The sequence below is a fragment of the Sabulicella glaciei genome (assembly GCF_026183895.1).
GTDB classification, from domain to species: Bacteria; Pseudomonadota; Alphaproteobacteria; order Acetobacterales; family Acetobacteraceae; genus Roseococcus; species Roseococcus glaciei.
Window position 1 is genome coordinate 1 of sequence record NZ_JAPFQI010000037.1, and the last position, 17,695, is coordinate 17,695.

General features: G+C 65.1%; 19 protein-coding genes. 8 read left to right on the forward strand and 11 right to left on the reverse strand.

Annotation, left to right across the window (positions count from 1 at the left end):
• A partial coding sequence (locus OF850_RS22740; RefSeq protein ID WP_301592643.1) for a hypothetical protein occupies positions 1-183 on the reverse strand: 183 nt, incomplete at its 3' end.
• A 591-nt stretch (positions 184-774) separates the two neighbouring features.
• Between OF850_RS22740 and OF850_RS22745 the strand changes: the two genes are divergently transcribed.
• Positions 775-1,464 (forward strand): hypothetical protein, encoded by a 690-nt coding sequence (locus OF850_RS22745; protein ID WP_301592645.1) that lies wholly within the window; start codon positions 775-777, stop codon positions 1,462-1,464.
• A 226-nt stretch (positions 1,465-1,690) separates the two neighbouring features.
• On the opposite strand, the gene OF850_RS22750 is transcribed toward OF850_RS22745, so the two are convergent.
• Entirely contained in the window at positions 1,691-4,516 is a 2,826-nt protein-coding gene (locus tag OF850_RS22750) for a bifunctional diguanylate cyclase/phosphodiesterase (protein WP_301592646.1), read from the reverse strand.
• A 225-nt stretch (positions 4,517-4,741) separates the two neighbouring features.
• Here OF850_RS22750 and OF850_RS22755 point away from each other — a divergent pair, with 225 nt between their 5' ends.
• Positions 4,742-5,488 (forward strand): carboxylesterase family protein, encoded by a 747-nt coding sequence (locus OF850_RS22755; RefSeq protein WP_301592647.1) that lies wholly within the window; start codon positions 4,742-4,744, stop codon positions 5,486-5,488.
• A 203-nt stretch (positions 5,489-5,691) separates the two neighbouring features.
• Here the strand turns inward: OF850_RS22755 and OF850_RS22760 are convergent, their stop codons facing one another.
• On the reverse strand, positions 5,692-6,570 hold the full coding sequence (locus OF850_RS22760; RefSeq protein ID WP_301592648.1) for a Bug family tripartite tricarboxylate transporter substrate binding protein: 879 nt from the start codon (positions 6,568-6,570) through the stop codon (positions 5,692-5,694).
• A 98-nt stretch (positions 6,571-6,668) separates the two neighbouring features.
• Entirely contained in the window at positions 6,669-7,748 is a 1,080-nt protein-coding gene (locus tag OF850_RS22765; protein ID WP_301592650.1) for a TauD/TfdA family dioxygenase, read from the reverse strand.
• A 95-nt stretch (positions 7,749-7,843) separates the two neighbouring features.
• On the opposite strand from OF850_RS22765, the gene OF850_RS22770 reads away from it, so the two are divergent.
• Entirely contained in the window at positions 7,844-8,824 is a 981-nt protein-coding gene (locus OF850_RS22770) for a LysR family transcriptional regulator (RefSeq protein WP_301592651.1), read from the forward strand.
• Positions 8,825-8,854: 30 nt separating this feature from the next.
• Here OF850_RS22770 and OF850_RS22775 read toward each other — a convergent pair whose 3' ends face one another.
• A complete protein-coding gene (locus OF850_RS22775) occupies positions 8,855-9,217 on the reverse strand; it encodes a MerR family DNA-binding protein (RefSeq protein ID WP_301592652.1) in 363 nt (120 codons plus the stop codon).
• Positions 9,218-9,600: 383 nt separating this feature from the next.
• Between OF850_RS22775 and OF850_RS22780 the strand changes: the two genes are divergently transcribed.
• The gene (locus OF850_RS22780; RefSeq protein ID WP_301592654.1) at positions 9,601-10,245 is read left to right on the forward strand and encodes an SOS response-associated peptidase; all 645 of its coding nucleotides are present in this window, start codon (positions 9,601-9,603) and stop codon (positions 10,243-10,245) included.
• Between the two features lie 31 nt (positions 10,246-10,276).
• On the opposite strand, the gene OF850_RS22785 is transcribed toward OF850_RS22780, so the two are convergent.
• The 3 genes from OF850_RS22785 to OF850_RS22795 all read right to left on the reverse strand — a co-directional run bounded on the left by OF850_RS22785 (position 10,277) and on the right by OF850_RS22795 (position 11,979).
• A complete protein-coding gene (locus tag OF850_RS22785; RefSeq protein ID WP_301592655.1) occupies positions 10,277-10,489 on the reverse strand; it encodes a hypothetical protein in 213 nt (70 codons plus the stop codon).
• 285 nt (positions 10,490-10,774) lie between these two features.
• The gene (locus OF850_RS22790; RefSeq protein ID WP_301592656.1) at positions 10,775-11,212 is read right to left on the reverse strand and encodes a hypothetical protein; all 438 of its coding nucleotides are present in this window, start codon (positions 11,210-11,212) and stop codon (positions 10,775-10,777) included.
• A 116-nt stretch (positions 11,213-11,328) separates the two neighbouring features.
• The gene (locus OF850_RS22795; protein ID WP_301592657.1) at positions 11,329-11,979 is read right to left on the reverse strand and encodes a hypothetical protein; all 651 of its coding nucleotides are present in this window, start codon (positions 11,977-11,979) and stop codon (positions 11,329-11,331) included.
• 107 nt (positions 11,980-12,086) lie between these two features.
• Here OF850_RS22795 and OF850_RS22800 point away from each other — a divergent pair, with 107 nt between their 5' ends.
• Complete coding sequence (locus OF850_RS22800) at positions 12,087-13,241, forward strand: Fic family protein (RefSeq protein WP_301592658.1); 1,155 nt, start codon at positions 12,087-12,089, stop codon at positions 13,239-13,241.
• A gap of 438 nt (positions 13,242-13,679) precedes the next feature.
• Here the strand turns inward: OF850_RS22800 and vapC are convergent, their stop codons facing one another.
• Positions 13,680-14,084, reverse strand: coding sequence for a tRNA(fMet)-specific endonuclease VapC (gene vapC, locus OF850_RS22805; RefSeq protein ID WP_301592659.1), 405 nt, complete (start codon positions 14,082-14,084; stop codon positions 13,680-13,682).
• Positions 14,084-14,305 (reverse strand): type II toxin-antitoxin system VapB family antitoxin, encoded by a 222-nt coding sequence (gene vapB / locus OF850_RS22810; protein WP_301592660.1) that lies wholly within the window; start codon positions 14,303-14,305, stop codon positions 14,084-14,086. Before vapB ends, vapC begins: the two co-directional genes overlap by 1 nt.
• Positions 14,306-14,418: 113 nt before the next feature.
• On the opposite strand from vapB, the gene OF850_RS22815 reads away from it, so the two are divergent.
• A complete protein-coding gene (locus OF850_RS22815; RefSeq protein WP_301592661.1) occupies positions 14,419-15,003 on the forward strand; it encodes a hypothetical protein in 585 nt (194 codons plus the stop codon).
• Positions 15,004-15,097: 94 nt separating this feature from the next.
• Here the strand turns inward: OF850_RS22815 and OF850_RS22820 are convergent, their stop codons facing one another.
• Positions 15,098-16,084 carry a GSU2403 family nucleotidyltransferase fold protein gene (locus tag OF850_RS22820; RefSeq protein ID WP_301592662.1) on the reverse strand — a complete coding sequence of 329 codons (987 nt, stop codon included), beginning with the start codon at positions 16,082-16,084 and terminating at the stop codon, positions 15,098-15,100.
• 181 nt (positions 16,085-16,265) lie between these two features.
• On the opposite strand from OF850_RS22820, the gene OF850_RS22825 reads away from it, so the two are divergent.
• Both OF850_RS22825 and OF850_RS22830 read left to right on the forward strand, forming a co-directional pair.
• Positions 16,266-16,757: an alpha/beta fold hydrolase gene (locus OF850_RS22825; RefSeq protein ID WP_301592664.1), complete on the forward strand. Its 492-nt coding sequence runs from the start codon at positions 16,266-16,268 to the stop codon at positions 16,755-16,757.
• A gap of 332 nt (positions 16,758-17,089) precedes the next feature.
• Entirely contained in the window at positions 17,090-17,500 is a 411-nt protein-coding gene (locus OF850_RS22830; RefSeq protein WP_301592665.1) for a nuclear transport factor 2 family protein, read from the forward strand.
• Positions 17,501-17,695 lie beyond the last annotated feature (195 nt).

Genomic DNA, 17,695 nt, shown 5'->3' on the forward strand with positions numbered 1-17,695 from the left:
GCCGGTGACGTTGGCGCAGAAGTCGACGGCCACTGCATCCGACAGGCGGACGTTGTTGCCGCTCGCATCCGTGCCCTGGAACAGCCCGCCGAAGTCGATCGAGCCAGTGAGAGGAGCTGCATTCACCGCGACGGGCGCGGCGAGGATGGCCAGGCCCAGGGCCATACGCTTCACAATCTGCATAGTCTCTTTCCTTTTGGTGCTTGGCCAGTGAGGCCAATCGATACACCCGTCGTTGCGGGTGCGCCTGACACTCAGCAAGAGCCGTGCCAGATGAATTTATGCGGCAATCTCAGTTACTTACTCGAACGCATCTCCGAGACTTGAATGAGGCTGCATAGGTTACCGACAGGCAATGCGGTTTCATTGGAGCGTGAAAAAATTTGTTCGGCCGGAAGTGTCTGGGTGAAAGGCACGGTGCCGGGTGACTGGGCTTGAGGCGACAAGGCCAGGCCGCGCTTTGGATACACACGGCCTCAAGCCAAGGCGGCCTCGACAGTGGCGCGATTACGACTGCGCCTTGGAAAAATCATTGTCGTGGCGCAGTCACGCAACCAATTCGACTTTCGCTATTCTTCATGCGTTTCTTACAGCGTGGTCGCTGCGGGAGGCTGCGGCGCATAAAAGGCAACCCAAACAAGGTCTTGCGGTCTTGGCACGGCGCTTGCTTGGCCAGGGATGACGGGACGCCCCGTCTGGAGGTTCTGCGGAACAGACTTCCATCTGAAGCAGGTTCTGAAGCCAAACGACCCCAGCCCCTGAAGGAGGCCTAACATGAAGAAGCTAGCTCTACTGGCCACGACCGCCGCCTTTGTTGGTCTGAGCGCCATCGCTCAGGCAGCACCGATCACCATCATCACCTGGGCGCAGAACGCGACGGGCAACACCGTCACCGCCACCGCCAATGGCGGCAACACGCAGACGAGCCTGACGGGCAACGACGTCGCGATCACGGTCTCGGGCTATGAGGATGGCGTCCCGACGCCCTTTCAGGCCTTCTTGAACCTGAACGCGAACAGCACGGGCTCTGCGAGCCTCGTGGGTGGCGACGATATCCGCCAGGCCTTCGCCGGTAGCTTCACCATCACCTCCGGCATGGGCGGCAGCGGCATCAACTACCTGTCCGGCAGCTTCTCCGACATCGCGCTGGGCGGCTCGCGCATCGCCGGGCCGGCAGAGGGCTTCCAGGTCAGCCTGATTGCCTCGGATCCGCCGGGCACCGTGAACCTGACCTCCGACCGGATTGCTGCCGCCAACCTGCAGGATCCGTCGGCGATCGGCTTCACCTTCACGGCGCTCACCCAGGCCTTCAACATCTGCGGCTCGACGGTCTGCAGCTTCACGGCCAGCGTCAGCGGCAACGCGAGTGCTTCGCAGGTCGCCGTGCCGGCCCCGGCTGGCCTCGCCTTCCTCGGCCTGGGCCTGCTCGGCCTCGCCGCCGTGCGCCGCAAGGTCGCAGCCTGAACACAAGCCGCGTGCTCTAGCGGTATGAGAAAGGAGGGGCGGCCCCGGTTCGCAAGAGCCGGGGCCGCTTCTGCGCGCGACGCACAACTGCTGGAGGCATAGTGCGCGTGATGCGACCTTTGACCTTTCGGAGCGAAGCGATGTGGGCCTGTCCAGTACCTCTCTCGTGCAAACTTGGGTGAGCGGGCGCCCGCGTCGCTCTGACAAGCAGGCAGCGCCGCCGGCCTCACCTAAACAGCGGAAGATCAGTCGAAACAGCTGACCTTACCGAACTGAGGCGGATTTCAATGTGATGTCTAGTCTCGTCCACAGCCTCCGCTGTCACGGGCTCGCTGATGAAGTAGCCCTGAAGCTCGTCGCAGCCCTTGCTCGCAAGGAGCTGGAACTGCTCCTCCGTTTCGACCCCCTCAGCCGTGGTGACGATGCCAAGCTCTCGGCAAAGCGCAATCGTCGCACGCACAATGGCCCGGTCTGCATCGTGTCCGCCGAGGTTATGAACGAAGGCGCGGTCGATCTTGACCTTGTCGAACGGAAACGAACGCAGGTAGTTCAGTGACGAGTACCCCGTACCGAAATCGTCGATGGCGATCCGCACGCCGATTTGCTTGAGGCGGCGAAGGACCGTCAGATTGGCCTCGGTGTCTTCAAGCAGCACGCCCTCCGTAATCTCCAGCTCCAGGCGAGCCGGCGCGAGGCCTGACCTCAGCAAGGCATTGGACACGGTCTCGACGAGACCGGGGGCCCGGAACTGGAGCGGAGAAAGGTTGACTGCCAGCCGGATGGAAGACGGCCAGCGCGACGCTTCCTTGCAGGAACGCTCAAGTACGAGGCGTCCCAACTCGTCGATGAGGCCGATCTCCTCCGCGGCCGGAACAAACTCAGCGGGCCCCACCAGGCCATGGCCCGGGCGGTCCCAACGCACCAGCGCCTCGAACCCGGAAACCCGCCCCGATGCAACTTGGACGATGGGCTGGAAGCGCAGCGCGAGCTGCGGCGCTCCGGCTTCCCGAAGGGCTGTGCGCAGGTCAAGCTCCAGGAGGCGTCGGCTATGCGCTGCCTCGTCCAAAGCCCACTCAAAGAACGCGTGTCGGCCGCGACCTGCCTGCTTTGCCTGGTAAAGCGCAAGGTCGGCGCGGCGCAACAGATCGGTCGGCGTCGCACCATGCTCAGGGAAAAGCGCGATGCCCACCGTCGCCCCCACCAGCACTTGGTGCTCCTCGACCTCCAGCGGCTCGGACAGCAAGGCGATCAGTCGCCCGGCGAGGGCGCCGGCGTCGGAGGCCAGGCCGTCAGTTCCATCAGGGTGGGGGGCCGTCACGACCGCGAATTCGTCGCCGCCCAGCCGGGCCACAAAGTCGCCGCCATTCCGTCCCGCTCGGACCGAGCCGACGATGCGCTGCGCGGCGGCGGCGAGCAGGGCGTCCCCGACAGGATGGCCCAGGGTATCGTTGATTTGCTTGAAGCGATCGAGGTCCAGATAGAGAAGCGCGAATGGCCTTGCGTCAGGGCCCTCGGTCTGTGCCTGCAGGCGCTCCTCGAGGAGCAGGCGATTGGGCAGGCCGGTCAATGCGTCGTGCCGGGCCATATGTTCCAGTCGCGCCTCGGCCTGGCGCCGCTCACTGACATCTTCGAACGTCGCGATCCAGCCTCTTTCGGGCAGCGGCTGATAGGTCACGGCAACCGCGCGCTGCCCAAGTAGATCCTGCACGAAACTGCCGGGCAGTCCGACCTTCACCAGGCCGCCCAACCGCGCGATGGCCTCGTGTGTGTCAGAGCCTGCCTCCGCAGCGGCCGCGAGGAGATCATCGAAACGCGCGCCAACCCGCAGCGCAGCGTGGGAAACGCCGGTGATGGCAGCGCAACGGCGATTGGTCAGTGCGAGGGACCCATCGGGCGAGAACATCCAGACACCCTGCTGCATGCCTTGGACGACCTCGCGGAACAGCTGGTGCTGCTCCGCCGCCGCGCGCTGCAGGCGCAGGCGCTCCTCGCTGGCCGCACGCTCGGCCTCGCTGGCGCGGCGCTCAGCCCGTGACGCCGAAGCGCGAACCTGGGCCTGCTTCGTCACGAGCCACGCGGTGGCGCCGAAAAGAAGCAAGAGGACACCGGTGCCAACGGAAAGCTGCAGCGTCGCTGCCCGCCAGTCACGCAGTGTGGCGTCGAGCGAATTTCCTGCAAACAGAAGGAGTGGAAAGTTACCCACCGGCGCGCCGGCGGCCAGACGCAATTGGTTATCAATCCTGGTGTGAACCACCTCCGCGGTCCCGGCCGGGGCCGAGGCGACTGTCTGGAACGCGGGAGATTGGCTAAAATCCCGTCCGATCAGACCCTCGTGCACAGGGTGCCGCGCCAGCAGGATGCCATCCTCGCGCAGCAGCGTCAGGTTGCTGGCGGCGCCGAGTTGGGCATCCGCGAGGGCCCTTTCAAAGAAGTTCAGGTCAAGGGCAGCCAGAACGATGCCGAGGAACTCACCCTCCGGTGATGAGATCCGGCGGGCCAAGTGCAGGTTCCAGGCGCCACTGTGCTGGTTTTGCACGGGGATTCCAACATAGCGAGTGGCGCCGTCGCGGATTGGGGCAAACCACTCGCGGCCGGCAACCCAGTACTCGCCGACCGGCCACGCACGCGAGAAGTTGAGCACTGACCCGCTGGCGTCAACGATGGTGAGCGCATCGAGCTGCGGGAGGCTTCTCCGTCGCTCGACAAGAAGGTGATGGGTTGCCTCGGGCAGGCTCCACGCTCGTAGGGTAGAGGAGCTGGTGACCCCGTCGAACACCATGCGATCAAGCAGTGCGGTCTGCAGGACATCCACGGCTTCAAGGGCGCGAGCAGTCTGGTTCGCGAGGATGACAGCGGTTCCGCCGTAGTGACGCCCCGCGGCCTCCAGTGCAAGGTCACGGGTCTGGCGAATGGCCAGGGTCGTTGCGAGCAGAACGGCGAGAGCAAGCAAGGTTGCTGCCAGAACGGGAAGCCGCGCCGGGTAGCGAAGGAGAAAGCGGGAAAAGGACGTCTTGGACTTCTGCAGAATCGGGTCAGACACAAGGCGCCCCATCAAATCATGACTGCTCGTGGACGCGGTGCGCCTAATGCCGCACGGACCTTCCAGTTTGATACCACGCTAGCTCCGAAATGAATATCAGTGCGAATGCACAGTCGGAGAGGGCTGGCAGCATATGACCTGCGAGGACGCCTCTGGCGCTAGTGGATGTACCTATAGAGCCAGCCATCGTGACCTTTGGCTTTGCACCGCTGCGGCGCGGACGGTGCCTGGGAGGGCGTGCGCGACGCGACGCGCTTCGGCCCGTCCTGCCTACAGGACGCGCAGGACGCTCATGGTGGCGCGGTCTCCGAGGACTGTCTGACGCTCAATGTCTGGCGGCCGGCCGGCACAGCCTCGGGCGCAGCGCTCCCGGTCATGGTCTGGATCCATGGCGGGGCGCTGGTGCGCGGTGGCGCTGTGCTCTATCCCGGCCACGGGCTGGCGTCGCAGGGCGTCGTCGTGGTGACGGTGAACTACCGCCTGGGCCGCCTCGGCTTCTTCGCCCATCCCGCGCTGGCCGCCGAGACGGCACCGGACGCGCCGTTGGCAAATTTCGGCTACATGGATCAGCAGGCGGCGCTGCGTTGGGTGAACCGCAACATCGCGGCCTTCGGCGGCGACCCTGGCAACGTCACCCTCTTCGGCGAGAGCGCCGGCGGCGGCTCGGTGCTCGTCCAGATGGTCTCGCCCAGCGCGCGCGGGCTGTTGTCCTTCGCCTCTACCGGCCGCGCGCCGAGATCCTGGAGGGGCGCTGGCATGCGCCGCCGCTCGAACGCCTGCCCTAAGGCCGCTAGGCTGGCGGGGTGCCACCGAAGGTTCACTATCCGTCCTCCGGCGAGGCGGCGCACGTCATTGACGGCCTGCTCTTCCAAGATGCCGACTTCACCAGCGCCGCCCACGACATTTACGGCGTGGGCATCAGCGACCACGTCCTCACGCTCGCACATGCTCTCGGCACGCCCGGCTTCAACCAATGCTCCCTGAACGTTCGGACCAGTACCGTGCTCGCGATCGAGGTGGCGTGGAGCGGACGCTCGGCTATGGCCATTCCTGCTGGCCAGTCGCCTTCGATAGGTCTCATCTAGCCGCGCAGCGTCGAACACTCTCAGCAAGCACGAGCACATCGGCCACATTTGTGGGCTGATTTGTGGGCTAGACTATGGAATCCTTGCTAAGCCGCAGATTAGCTAGTTTGGTGGCTCCGGCGGTCTGAGCACACCACGCCATCTGGCTGTTTCAGCAGCGATCATCGCACGAAACTCCTGCGGCGTGCTTGATATGTTGGGCGAACCCATCTCCGTGATGCGGCGCGCGACATGCGGCTCGGCCAAGGCGGCCACCGTCGCCGCGTGCAGCCGTTCCACGACCCCGGTCGGAAGGTCGGCAGGACCCAGCAGGCCGTACCAGCCGCCAGCCTGGAAGTCCGGCAGCCCCGCCTCCGCTGCGGTCGGCACGTCCGGCAGCATGGGAGCGCGTTCGGTGCTAGTCACCGCCAAGGCACGCAAGGTGCCAGCGCGCACCTGCCCCGACACTAGGACCAGATTCTCGAAGGTGAACGGCATCTCGCCCGCGACGATCGCTGTGACGACCGGCGCGCTGCCGGTGTAGTGGACCGGCGTTGCCGGAAAGCCGACACGCCGGCTGAACGCTTCGCCCGCAAGAAGTTGGGGCGAGCCAAGGCCGGGGGTGGGATAAAGCGTTTCCCTCTGCAGGCCGCGGAGGGAGTCCATCATGCTTCGCAAGTCGCGCCAGGGCGAGGCCGCCGGCACGACAAGCACCAGCGGCGTGCGCGCCAAAATGGTGATGGGTGTGAAGTCGGCCTCCGGATCGTAGCCAAGGTTGCTCTCGATCAGAGGGCTGATGGCGAGCGGTCCGGAACTGCCGAGCAGCAGGGTGTGAGGATCACCCTTGGCTCTCGCCACAACGGCGGTGCCGACATTGCCGCCAGCACCGCCCCTGTTCTCGATCACGAAGGGTTGCCCCAGGCTCCGCTGCAGCGGTTCCGACAGCAGGCGCGCCAGCGTGTCGATAATGCCGCCGGCCTGAAATGGCACAACGATTCGCACCGGCCGCGCCGGCCAGTTGCTGCCCTGCGCTGCCGCTGCGCCCGCGCGCAGAAGCAGCGGCGCAGCGAGGATCTCTCGCCGCGCCAAACCCCGCGAAGTCACTGCGGCTCCAGCACGAACTTCAGCACCGTATCCTGGGTCACGATTCCCCCGCGGTCCCCGGGCGTCAGGGTGCCATAGCGCTGCGCATAGCTCGGTGGCAGAGGGCGACCGTTCTCCGGCGCCAGCCACAGGCGAAACAGGTGGCGGCGCCGCTCTGGCTCGGGCCAGTCCTCGAAATCCGTGCGGCTGTGCAAGATCTGATGGTTGTGCAGGAACTGCATGTCACCCGGCCGAAACTCGATCTTGAGGTTTAGCGACGGGTCACGGCTCAACGAGTCGAAGAGGTTGAGCGCTTCGTGCTCCTCCGGACTCAGTCGCCGGGCAGCCGGGAAGTTCTCCTGTGCCGAACGGATGTACTGTCCCGAGTAGATTGTCGTCAGTTGCCCCTCATGCCAGCTGAACACCGGCACCTCGAACCAAGGCAACATGCCGGGCGGGACCTCTCCGCGCCGGTCCGTGGGGAACGTGTTGAAAAGGAGCGGATAAAGATCTGGCCGCCGCCGCAGCATCTCGTTGTGCAGCATGACAGAGCTGACGATCATGCTTTCGCCGCCCGAGCGTGAGGTGCGCAGGCAAAGCAGACCGACGATGTCGCAGGAGTCCGTGTGGTACTCCAGTTCCCGGTTCGTCTGGTAATAGCGGACTGTGGGCTTGCGGATGTCGAGGCCGAGGTCGCGCACATGCCCCAGCAAATGCCCCTTGGCATTCTGCGAGCGGAAGCTGCCGAGATGCGCTCCGACCCCCAGATAAGCGATTGCCGCCTGCTCGACAGTGTACTGCTCCACGGGAAAGCCGCGGAACTGCACGAAGCCGCGGCCCTTGAGCAGGTCGCGCAACGCAGTATCCAATCTCTGCGACAGCCGCGGGAGGCGGAAGGTTTCGCGCGAGATGCGCCCCATCTCCGCGCCTGAGGCTTGGTGGGCACGGATAGCAGCGTCCAGTTCCGCCAGCTCTTCCCCAGTGAACTCATACAGCCAGGACCGGTCCTTCTGCATCTCTGGACCGGTCCAGGCGGCCGGGCCAAAGATCGGACCCGGCGGCATTGGGGGAGGCTGGCTGGCAAGGGCCTGCGACATGGTCGTTGCTCCACTTTTCGTTGTGTGGAGCGATTGTTCGTGGCACGCCGCCTCACGTCCACTTCATTATTTCGTGCCATTGATAAGGAAAACTGATGACAGGGAACGTGACGCTGCGTCAGCTCCGAGCCTTCGTCGCCGTGGCGCGATCCCGCAGCTTCACCCAGGCCGCGAATGAGTTGAGCCTGACCCAGTCCGCAGTGACGATGGCCATCCGCACGCTGGAGGCGGAAGTTGGGCTGCGGCTCCTGGACCGCAGCACCCGCCATGTGGCGCCGACAACGCATGGCGAGCGATTCCTGGCCACTGCCGAGCGCATGCTGGAGGATATGGAACGCGCCTTGGAGGACCTGCGGGCGATCGCCGAGCGCGAGCAGGGGCTGGTGGTCGTCGCTGCGACCGCCTCCTTCATCAATTATGTTCTCGCACCGGCGCTTCGGGATCTTTCCCTCCGCTTCCCCGGCATCTCTGTTCGGCTGATCGAAGAGCACACAGAGGGCGCGGCGCGTCGGCTGCTCGCCGCGGAGGTCGATTTCGCGGTGACTACGCTGCCGAGCCCGGAGCACGGCATCGAGGCCGTCCCCCTGCTGCGCGATCGCTTCGCCGTGATCTGCCCGGAAGGCCATCCTTTGACTCGGGCCGGCGCCAGCCTCGGCTGGGGTGCCCTCCTCGATTTCCCGAGGGCCGGGTTGAGCATTCAGAACGGCATCCGCCGCCTGCTGCAGCAGGACAAGCACGGCATCCAGGCGGTTCGAGATCTTCGCTACGAGGTGTCCAGCGTCGGAGCGCTTCAGAGCATCGTCGAAACTGGCTTGGCGATTGCTGTCATGCCGGCCCTCGCCGCGGTGCCGATGCAGCGCAGCCCCCTGGTTTGTCGCGTGCTTGAGCCTCCCTTGTACCGCACGGTCTCGCTGGCGCGGCGGGCCGGCCGCTCTCTCACGCCTGCCGCGACGGAAGTCGTCCGGGCCGCCATCAAGCGCCTCCAGCACCTGCGCAACGCCGACATCGAAGTGCTGTGGGATGAAGTGGCGCTTCGCCGACAGCGCTGGATCCACGAGGCCCGCGGCAAAGACTGATCAACGCGCTCAGCGGCCTTGTGACGTGCTTCAGGCCGCTTCGAAGCGTGGCACCTCGGATTTCTCCTCGGTCTCGATCGTGATCGTCAGATCGCGCAGCGCCTTCGCCACGGCTTGCATCGATCGCGCCTTCTCCTCGAGCGCCCCGACGTGCCTCAAGGCGCTGGCCCTCGGCTCTTCCGGAGCCTTTTGATCGTCGCTCCACAGTGCAAGGATGTTGCGCACCTCGGCGAGCAGGAAGTTCAGTTCCCGGGCGTGCCGTATAAAGCGCAGCACCGAAACCCTCTTGTCCGTGTAGGCGCGGTATTTGTTGCTCTTCCGCTCGGGGCGGACCAGCCCGTTCGCCTTGTAGTGCCCGATCAACTTCGCGGACACGCCGCTGCCCTCCGCCACCTCGCTGATAATCCTCCTTCAGCCCTCGTTTCTCACCCCATCTTCATCCTGAAATGCAGGAGACGAACTTTCCGATGCTTTGGAATGCATGTCCCTGCCAAAATGGGAAAGGTGAGCCCCGGGTCGCCGATGGAAAGGAGCAAGCGGCGTGGACCAATCTTCGGGGAAACTGGCGATCTCTGGGTTCTCTTAGAGACGTATGGCGAACCCCTGGACCAAGAAGAACCCTTTTCTCAGCATGGCTCTGAGCGCCACCAATGCCTGGGCCGGAGCTGCCCGCGGCATCCTGACCGCACAGACGAAGCGTCAGCTTTCGTCTGCAGCGAGCAAGGCAAGCAAGCCGGTAGCTACCAGAAAGCGTCCGAAAAAGCGGGGCTGAGGGAGTGTGCAATCTTTACAGCATGACCAGCAATCAGCGGGCCCTTGTGGAACTGATGCGGGTCGGCCAGGACCGCACCGGAAACCTACCGTCTCTGCCGGCCATCTACCCCGACAGCATGGCGCCCGTGGTGCGGCAGACGAAGGACGGTGAGCGCGATCTTGCCATGCTGCGCTGGGGCATGCCGGGCGCACCCCAGTACGGCGGCCGCCCCGTCACCAACATCCGCAACACCGCGAGCCCTCATTGGCGTCGCTGGCTGGGCCCCGCCCATCGCTGCCTGGTGCCGGTCACTTCCTTCGCCGAGTGGGAGGATACCAAGCCCAAGAAGACGCCCGTGTGGTTCGCCTTGTCGAAGGAACGGCCGCCCTTCGCCTTTGCCGGGATCTGGACATCTTGGACTGGAACGCGGGGGCCGAACTCCAACCCCGTCGAGGGCGAGCACGAACTGTTCGGTTTTCTGACCTGCGACCCCAACAAGGTCGTCGGTCCTATCCACCCCAAGGCCATGCCGGTGCTGCTCACCAAGCCCGAGGAGATGGAGACGTGGCTGGAAGCGCCCTGGGAGACGGCGAAGGCGCTTCAGCGGCCGCTGCCGGATGCCGAGATGGTGATCGTGTCCAAGGGGAACCGCACCGATCCCGGGTGAGCCGTAAAGGGCTTCCGGTGCGGCCGCCGCCTCAAGACTGTTCGCAGAACTCGTATCCGGCGACGTCCTCGCGCTGCCAGCGCCGTGCGGCCTTGCGAACAACCCCGCCAGGCAGATGGAGCACCGCGCTGGTCGGCGCCGCCTCTGGATAGAGAAGGTGAATGCACGCGCCGTTCGGAGAAAGATCAAGAACGACGCAAGATTGGCTACGTCCTTCGACCACCATCCTGCCGCCGCTGATCATGCGCGCTCGAGGCGCGCGTCGTTGGTTGCGCGGACGTTCCGTTGGCATATCCTGCCAGGAACGGACACGCGTCGATGTTTTCTGCACGCTGATTGACTCCTGCCCTGGGGGGTTGGGCACAAGCCACCGGTCGACACGAGACGCGGCCTTGAAAACCGCGGGCCCCTGTAGCAAGTGACTATAGAGGGAAGGTAAAGGAGGGAGGTGGCGGAAGCAACGGCGGATGCGGGTCTCGCCCTCGTCTCACCTGTCCCAAGAACCGGGCCGCGGTCGCTCTCCGGCGACTCAGACAAGATCGCATTGCTCCGGCGGCACGACCTCGAAGGTGGGCCCGACGAGCCGAAGCAGCAGCCGCATTCCGCCGCCGCCGCCACGGCCGTAGTTGCGCTCTCCATCCACCCAGCACGAGCCGTCCTGGCTTTGCCGCCAGTCAAGCCGCCAGCGCGAGAAGATCACCTCGCGGTCATCCGCCATGCGGCCGAGCCAGGTGCCCTCTGCCGCCGAGGATGCATCATGGAACCGCAGCTCGCCGGTGCGGCGATCGGGCAAGACGCCCAGGTAGTGGCTCTCATTCCTCACCGGCTCCGGGACCCAGAACACGGCCAAGGGTTCGTTCGGCCACTCTCCGTTCTCCACGCGGATCGTGAGGTCGGCGATGTAGCGCGCCCCGCGCCGCGCCTCGACGGCCGCCGAAGAGACGCTCCACGAGCGGGTTGCGCGCATCGCTGATCGCCGGCGGCCCGTGAAAGCGGGCGCCGAGCCGGTTGGCATAGGGCGGGGAAGGTCGCCTCCTCCTCGCCTCTGCTAGGCGGAACGAAGCGCTGCATCACGGTGAGCCCCTACTGATACGCCTCGGCCCCGAAGAGAGAGGTCAAAGCCGGGTGCAGGTCGAGCCACACGAAAATCGGCGAGGTCTCGGCGTGCCGCAGGAGGATCCGTCTCAGTTCCTCCGCGGCGTAGTGAACGCGCTCGACCGCATCGGCCGTATCGCGCAGCACATAGTCCTCCTTCAGGAGCCGCACCCGCGCCACGGCCGCCAGCGGGGCAAGCACAACATCGTTTTCGGTCTCGGCTGAGGAGACCTCCGTGCCGAAGAGCTTGTAGATCCGTGCCCCTTTCGGCTTCGGGGCGGGCACATCGCCCCGGATGCCGCCCCTGCCCGTTTCGAGCAGTTTCCCGAGAGCGCTGTCGTGGAACGGTTCGATCGAGCCCTCGATCAGCGCAGCCTCCAGAGGCGCGAAGAACCACGAGGGTAGGAGGGGGCTCAGTAATGCATTCGAGACATGTGCGCGGCGGAGCGAACGGGCCACGGCCTCGACGCTCTCCGACAGGTCCTCTGGCGATGGCGGTTGTTTGTGCGAGAGTGCGCTGAAGAAGAACCGGCGTGTGTCCGGAGGGAGCGGGTCCACCTTCCAGCCTTGAGCCTCCACGAGGAGGAGCGCCTCGTTGTTCGGGTCTTCGGCGCCGAGATTGACGATGCTGGTCGGCATGGGGCCTCTGTCCTGATCGTTGCAAGTTATTGCCACGATCCGTCAGCACCAGCAGGCTCACGGCAACCTTGCATATGGCGCATTAAGCGGCCTTCATAACCAAAGTTATGTCCTCTTCCTTGACAAAGATACGGCATCCGCAAGGTGTCGTTGCCCCGCCGCCTCGGGAACTTGCTCTGCCACCACGGGTAATCGGCCACGTCTCGGAGGCGCAAGCGGCCCTTGCGGCGCTCAGCGCGCGTCTGGGGCCGCAAACGAGTCCTTTCTCTCTGACCCGACTGCTGATGCGGGAGGAGGCCGCTCGGTCGTCGGCCATCGAGGGCACCAAGACCACCCTCAATGATCTGCTCCAAGCCGAGCCCGTCCTTGAGGACATCGAGGCGAGGGGCAGGGGCGCCGGCAAGCCGGACGAACTCACCACGATCCGGGCCTACGCCCTGGCCTTGGAGAACCGCCTCGCACGGCCCTTCGACCTCGACGCCGCATGCGTCCTGGCCCTGCACCGCGATGTATTCTTGCTCTCGCCGGAGTTCGCCGGCGGACGGAAGGGGCCGGCCGGCGCGTGGCGTGATCGAGATGTCCGGATCGGCCGGAGGGGATCCATCTCGAAGGCGACCTTTATCCCGCCCTCGCACGCTCTCGTGCCCCGACTGATGGATATCCATACCGCTTGGCTGGGGTCCAGCTCTGAAGGCCAAAACAGACTGACACTGCCGATCCGGCTTGCGCTCGCACATGCCCATTTCGAGGCGATCCACCCCTTCGTCGATGGCAATGGCCGCATCGGGCGGATGCTGCTGTCGCTCATGATCGTCGAGGAGGGCTTTGCCGTGATCCCACTGTCACGCCTGCTCGAAGTCGAGAGGCCGCGCTACTACGAGGCGCTGCGCTTTGCTCAGCAAAGACAGGACTTCGTGCCTCTCGTGCTGCTCCTTTGCGATGCCATCATCGAGGGCGTCAGAAGCACCGAAGCCCTGCACAGGCGGCTTTCGTCGCTTCCCGACCAATGGTGGGACACGGCCCGCTGGCCGGGCGGACGGCCTCCACGCCAGGGCAGCGCAGGGAACCGGCTCCTGGACCTTCTGCCCATCTATCCGGTGATCACCGTCGGCACTGTGGCGCGGCAGCTGGGCGTGAGCCGGCAGGCCGCGAACCTCGCGGTGCGTGATCTGGAGGACGCGAGGGTGCTGGCCGAGCAGAACGGGTGGCGCCGCAACAGGGTCTTCGCCAGCCGCGAGGTTCTTGCATTGCTCGACCACTAGCACCGCGGGGTAGTCCTCAATATTATGCAGCCGCAGGGAAAATATTCGAGGAAAAATGACGCAATAGACCCGCAAATGTGGTATCTTTTAGATAACCATGGGTTGATATATGTTAGTGTTATAAGCCCTGAAGGCAGCATGCGCGGCGTATTAAACATTGTCACGAAAATATTGTTCTAGGCGATTGTAATATCTCTTTCAGTTTTCACGGCACTCGTCCCTTTCGTTGCATATATACTTTCGGTCTTTTTTGGCCAGGAGTGGCGGGCACGAAAAGCAAAGGCACGCCTCGCGTCTCGACCCGCCCGGTGAACGGGATCGCTTCGGGGCGGTGAAGGACCGCGAGTTCCTTCGGCGCTGGCTCTACACGGGCATCACACGCACGGCCGAAAAGCTGATCGTGCTCAAGCCCTCCCGCTGAGTCACACTCCATCGGGATCAGGTGGCCGTCAGCCAATCCTCCGCCCGCAGCCCGTCCACCCGGGTGAACTCCTTCAGGTTCCCAGTGATGACGACCAAGCCCCGGCTGCGCGCGTGCCCCGCGATGAGCAGGTCATAACCGCCGATCGGCATGCCCTTCCGCTCCAGATCCGCGCGGATCTCTGTGGCATGCGCCGCCGCGTCTTCGTCGAAGGGCAGCACCGCCAAGCGTGCCGCGAAGCCCTCCACCGCGCGCCTGCTCTCCGGCCTTCCCGACTTGGCCGCGCTGTGGAGGAGTTCTGTCAGCGTGATGGTCGAGATGCAGAGGGTATCGGCTTCCGCGTTGAAGCGTGGCCGGAGCCCCTGAGGCCGGTCGCGCAGCAGCCGGATGCAGAAATTCGTGTCCAGCATGTTCCGGAGCATCAGAAGCTCTCGCGCTCCTGCGCCACAGGCTGTTCGCGGCCTCCAAGTTCTACGCCAGGGGCTGCGAAGAAGTCGTCCCATAGCGCGTTCGCCGGGACGATCACGCGTCGCGCTCCATCCCGCAGGATGGCGACCTCGCGGACCCCTGGCGGAAATGCCACGTCTTTGGGGAGACGCACCGCCTGGGTCTTGTTGCTCTGGAAAAGCGTCGTTCGGGTCATGGGGCCACCATGGGATATACTAATTGTATATCCCTCCCTGGTTTCAAGGGAAGTTCGCTGGCCCCTCGCGCCACGGACAGGCGGGAACACTTGGCCTCCAAACGGAAAGCACGATGCCTCGCTTTCTGCTGCTGGCGACCGCCCTGGCCGCGCTTTTATCGCCCCTGGCGGCCCAGCCCCTTCCCTGGATCGCGGGCCCCTCAGGTGGCTCCCCGGCGCCGATGACCCGAAGCCCTGCGGCGAGCGGGGACACGGGCGGGTTGGGCGTGTTCTCTGGTGGATATGGCCGCGGGTCGCGCGGCGGCACCACCTCAGGCCTTTCGAGCGGCGAGACGGGACGTTCGGGTGGCGAGCGCTGGAAGCCGCCACCGCCCATCCCCGCTGATCCGGCCGTCGTGGCCCCGCTGGCGCGGCATCAGGCCCGGCTGCCGTCCAGGCAGCGCCCCGTGCCGAACATTCCCGCACCCTCGCCGGTGCTCTGCGTCCAGCCGGGCCACACCCAGCTCGCGGCCCGCGCCTCGGCCGCGCACGGCACTCCGGCCCACGCGCTCGATGCCTACACGCCGGCGACGCGCTGCACGATCCTCGCGGGGTCGAATGAATGGCTAGTGGAGACGTTGCGGCGCTCGCGCATGCACATCACCCAGTTCGTCATCACGCGCGACACTCGCGCGCCCGGGTCACAAGCCACGCGTTGAGGCATGGGCGCCGAGGCCCCGACATGCGCCTCATCGGCGCGCCCATTTCATGAGCGTGGCGGCACGCTTTTGCCGTTGCGTTCAACCCGCTCGGTCAAAGCCCCTTTGCTTTCCAGGCGTCCCAGTCCGGTCGCAGCTCCTCGGGGATCTGCGCCTCCCACTCGGCATCCAGCGGGTGCAGCGGCAGGGCATCCCGTGCAACGGCCAGGAGGATTTCGCCCTGCCGGGCGTCCTTGCCGCGCTTGAGGGTATCCCGCTTGCCCTGGCGCGACAGCCAAAGCTTATGCAGGGCGAACCATCGCGGGTCGGGCACGACCATGCGGACCGCGCTGCCGTCGCGTGCCACGAGGAATGATTCCACGAACCGCCCCCAAAGCAGCCATTCCTGTTCAGGAAGCGGGATGGGCCGCGGCATGTCGCGCCTGGGCAGGGAGGCCATGACGGAAGGAGCAGCCAAGAGTTCGACTTCGTAGGCCTTGCTGTTGCGGGCCTGGAAGTTCCGCTCGGTGTTCATGGTGAAGGTGGGATCGACCGCCTTCAGGAGATCCGCCACCGGCCGGTCGCTTTCAACGGGCTCCCGAGCGACCCAGGCCATGTCGAAGTCACGTGTCTCGTCCGCGAGGCCGGCGATGCCGCCGCCTGCCTCCAGCGCATAGGCGAGGACGGCGTTGGTGCCCACCACAAGGAGCTGGGATCCGAGCATCCGCCGGCGGTCGGCCTCCCGCAGGATGGGCGCTGGCTCCGAGGCCATCATGGGCAGGCGCAGAGCCCGCCACAGCCGCCCGTTCTGCTGCAGCTGCGCGGCGGCCCCTTCCCGACGCCGCTTCAGCGTCTCCTTGTGCTCGCGGTAGCTGGCATGGAGCGCTTCGGTTTCCTCCGAGCGCACCCCGAGGCTACGGCCATTCCCCGCGCGGTCGCGCAATTCGTAGAGGTAGTCTCGCCCGGAGATGGTTTTCCAAGCCATGCCGTAAGGAAGGGCGCCCGCCTCTCGCTCGACCTCAATCCACGCCTCATAGGCGGTTCGAAGATTGATCGCGACCCGGAGCTGCTCATCCGAAAAGGGGACAACGTGCTGAGGCAACGGAATTTATCCTGCAAAGGATCACTTCTGCTTAGATGCAGGATAAATCTGCGTCCTTCAACAGCTTGGGGAGATTTGCAGGGGACAGAAAGCAACCCTCCCGACTTGGGTCCACGGAACTCTCTGTTGCCCGAAACAAAGCGGAATAACTGGGAGGCGACCACCTCTTTCGGGGGCTTCCGTGAACGCCATGACCCATCTTACTCTCGTCCGCGGCGCATCCCAGCGCAGCATGCCCGTCGGCACGCACGCGCTCGCCGTGAGCACGACGGGCAATATCGCGTTCCGGCGTGTCTTCACGCAGCACCTCTGGCCGGATCTCGACAGCAAAGCCCTGGATGCTCTCGATGAGCTGCAGAACATGTCCACCTCCCCCGAGAACGCTGATCGTATCTTGAACCTCGTCGGGGAGGTGGATGTAACGGGCTGTCTCTCCGAGGTGCGCTCACCCACCCTCGTTTTGCACAGCCGCGGTGACGCTGGGCAGCTCGTCGAACTTGGCCTTGCGCTTGCAACCGGGATTCGTGGCGCGCAATTCGTCGAGGTGCCAAGCCGCAATCATGTTCCCGCCTCCTCCGAGCCAGCTTGGCCGGAGTACATTGGGCGCATCCTCGCGTTTTGCGCGGAGGTTTCAGCTAGTGACTTTGCGCGGAGCACTCGCCCCGATCCTTGAGAAGCCCTCTTCTCGCTCAAGGAGGACGCCGATAAGTTCGCGGCGCGAGTGTCGCGATCTGCGCTCCAAGATCTTGCGTGCTCAGCACGAAGACCTGCATCCGCACATGAAGGAGCCTTCATGCAGCGATTCTTGCCTTTTCCTCCTCTCACGCATGAGGATCACGTCAGAGGATTGCCTTGCCGGCCAGAACGCGCCGGCCTGGCGTGGATTGTTGCTTGCTTCCTCTCGAAATCGAGAAACTGACCGGCGGTTGTCTTCGGTCCGTGGAGCAACAAGCGGCCCTCGCCGGAACCGCACGGCACGGAGGTGCGCGTCCAGGGAGAAAAGTGATGTCGAATCTCGAAACAGCGAAGGCCTTCTTCGAAGCCTGCGAGACCGGTCGGGGCTGGGAGGCTTGCCGCCCGCACTGCAAACCGGATGCGAGCTTCTCGGCGCAAGCGGGAGCGCTGGCCGACGTGCGAACGCTTGAGCAGTACACCGAATGGATGAAGGGCATCCTCACGGTGCTGACGGACGGCAAGTACGAGCTGCACGCTTTCGCCGAGGACAGGGAGCGCGAGCAGGTTTGCGCCTTCGCCACCTTCATCGGCACCCACAAGGCCGGAGGCCCGGTCCCACCCACGGGCAAGACCACGCGCACCGATTACGTCTATGCCATGCGGTTCCAGGACGGGAAGATCGGTCACATGACGAAGGTCTGGAACGACGGCTACGCGCTCAAGGAACTGGGCTGGGCCTGATCTGGTGGCATGACGCAACTCGGAGCGTTGCCCGGACCCGTCAGACGCTCAGATTGACCTTTGGCCGGAGCATTCTGCCTCAGCGCGACAAAGCCCTGCCCCGGCCAGCCCTTGCACGGGAAGCGGGCTCGGCTCGCGGCGGCCCCTCGTACCCGTCATCTGGGATCAACCGCAGCTGCGCCATGCGGCCTGCCT

Excerpts from the sequence above, each read along its gene's own strand:
- OF850_RS22745 (WP_301592645.1), top strand. The coding sequence starts at position 775 with ATGAAGAAGCTAGCTCTACTGGCCACGACCGCCGCCTTTGTTGGTCTG.
- OF850_RS22750 (WP_301592646.1), bottom strand. The coding sequence starts at position 4,516 with ATGGGGCGCCTTGTGTCTGACCCGATTCTGCAGAAGTCCAAGACGTCC.
- OF850_RS22765 (WP_301592650.1), bottom strand. The coding sequence starts at position 7,748 with ATGTCGCAGGCCCTTGCCAGCCAGCCTCCCCCAATGCCGCCGGGTCCG.
- OF850_RS22770 (WP_301592651.1), top strand. The coding sequence starts at position 7,844 with ATGACAGGGAACGTGACGCTGCGTCAGCTCCGAGCCTTCGTCGCCGTG.
- OF850_RS22785 (WP_301592655.1), bottom strand. The coding sequence starts at position 10,489 with ATGATCAGCGGCGGCAGGATGGTGGTCGAAGGACGTAGCCAATCTTGC.
- OF850_RS22790 (WP_301592656.1), bottom strand. The coding sequence starts at position 11,212 with ATGCGCGCAACCCGCTCGTGGAGCGTCTCTTCGGCGGCCGTCGAGGCG.
- OF850_RS22795 (WP_301592657.1), bottom strand. The coding sequence starts at position 11,979 with ATGCCGACCAGCATCGTCAATCTCGGCGCCGAAGACCCGAACAACGAG.
- OF850_RS22800 (WP_301592658.1), top strand. The coding sequence starts at position 12,087 with ATGTCCTCTTCCTTGACAAAGATACGGCATCCGCAAGGTGTCGTTGCC.
- vapC (WP_301592659.1), bottom strand. The coding sequence starts at position 14,084 with ATGCTCCGGAACATGCTGGACACGAATTTCTGCATCCGGCTGCTGCGC.
- vapB (WP_301592660.1), bottom strand. The coding sequence starts at position 14,305 with ATGACCCGAACGACGCTTTTCCAGAGCAACAAGACCCAGGCGGTGCGT.
- OF850_RS22815 (WP_301592661.1), top strand. The coding sequence starts at position 14,419 with ATGCCTCGCTTTCTGCTGCTGGCGACCGCCCTGGCCGCGCTTTTATCG.
- OF850_RS22830 (WP_301592665.1), top strand. The coding sequence starts at position 17,090 with ATGTCGAATCTCGAAACAGCGAAGGCCTTCTTCGAAGCCTGCGAGACC.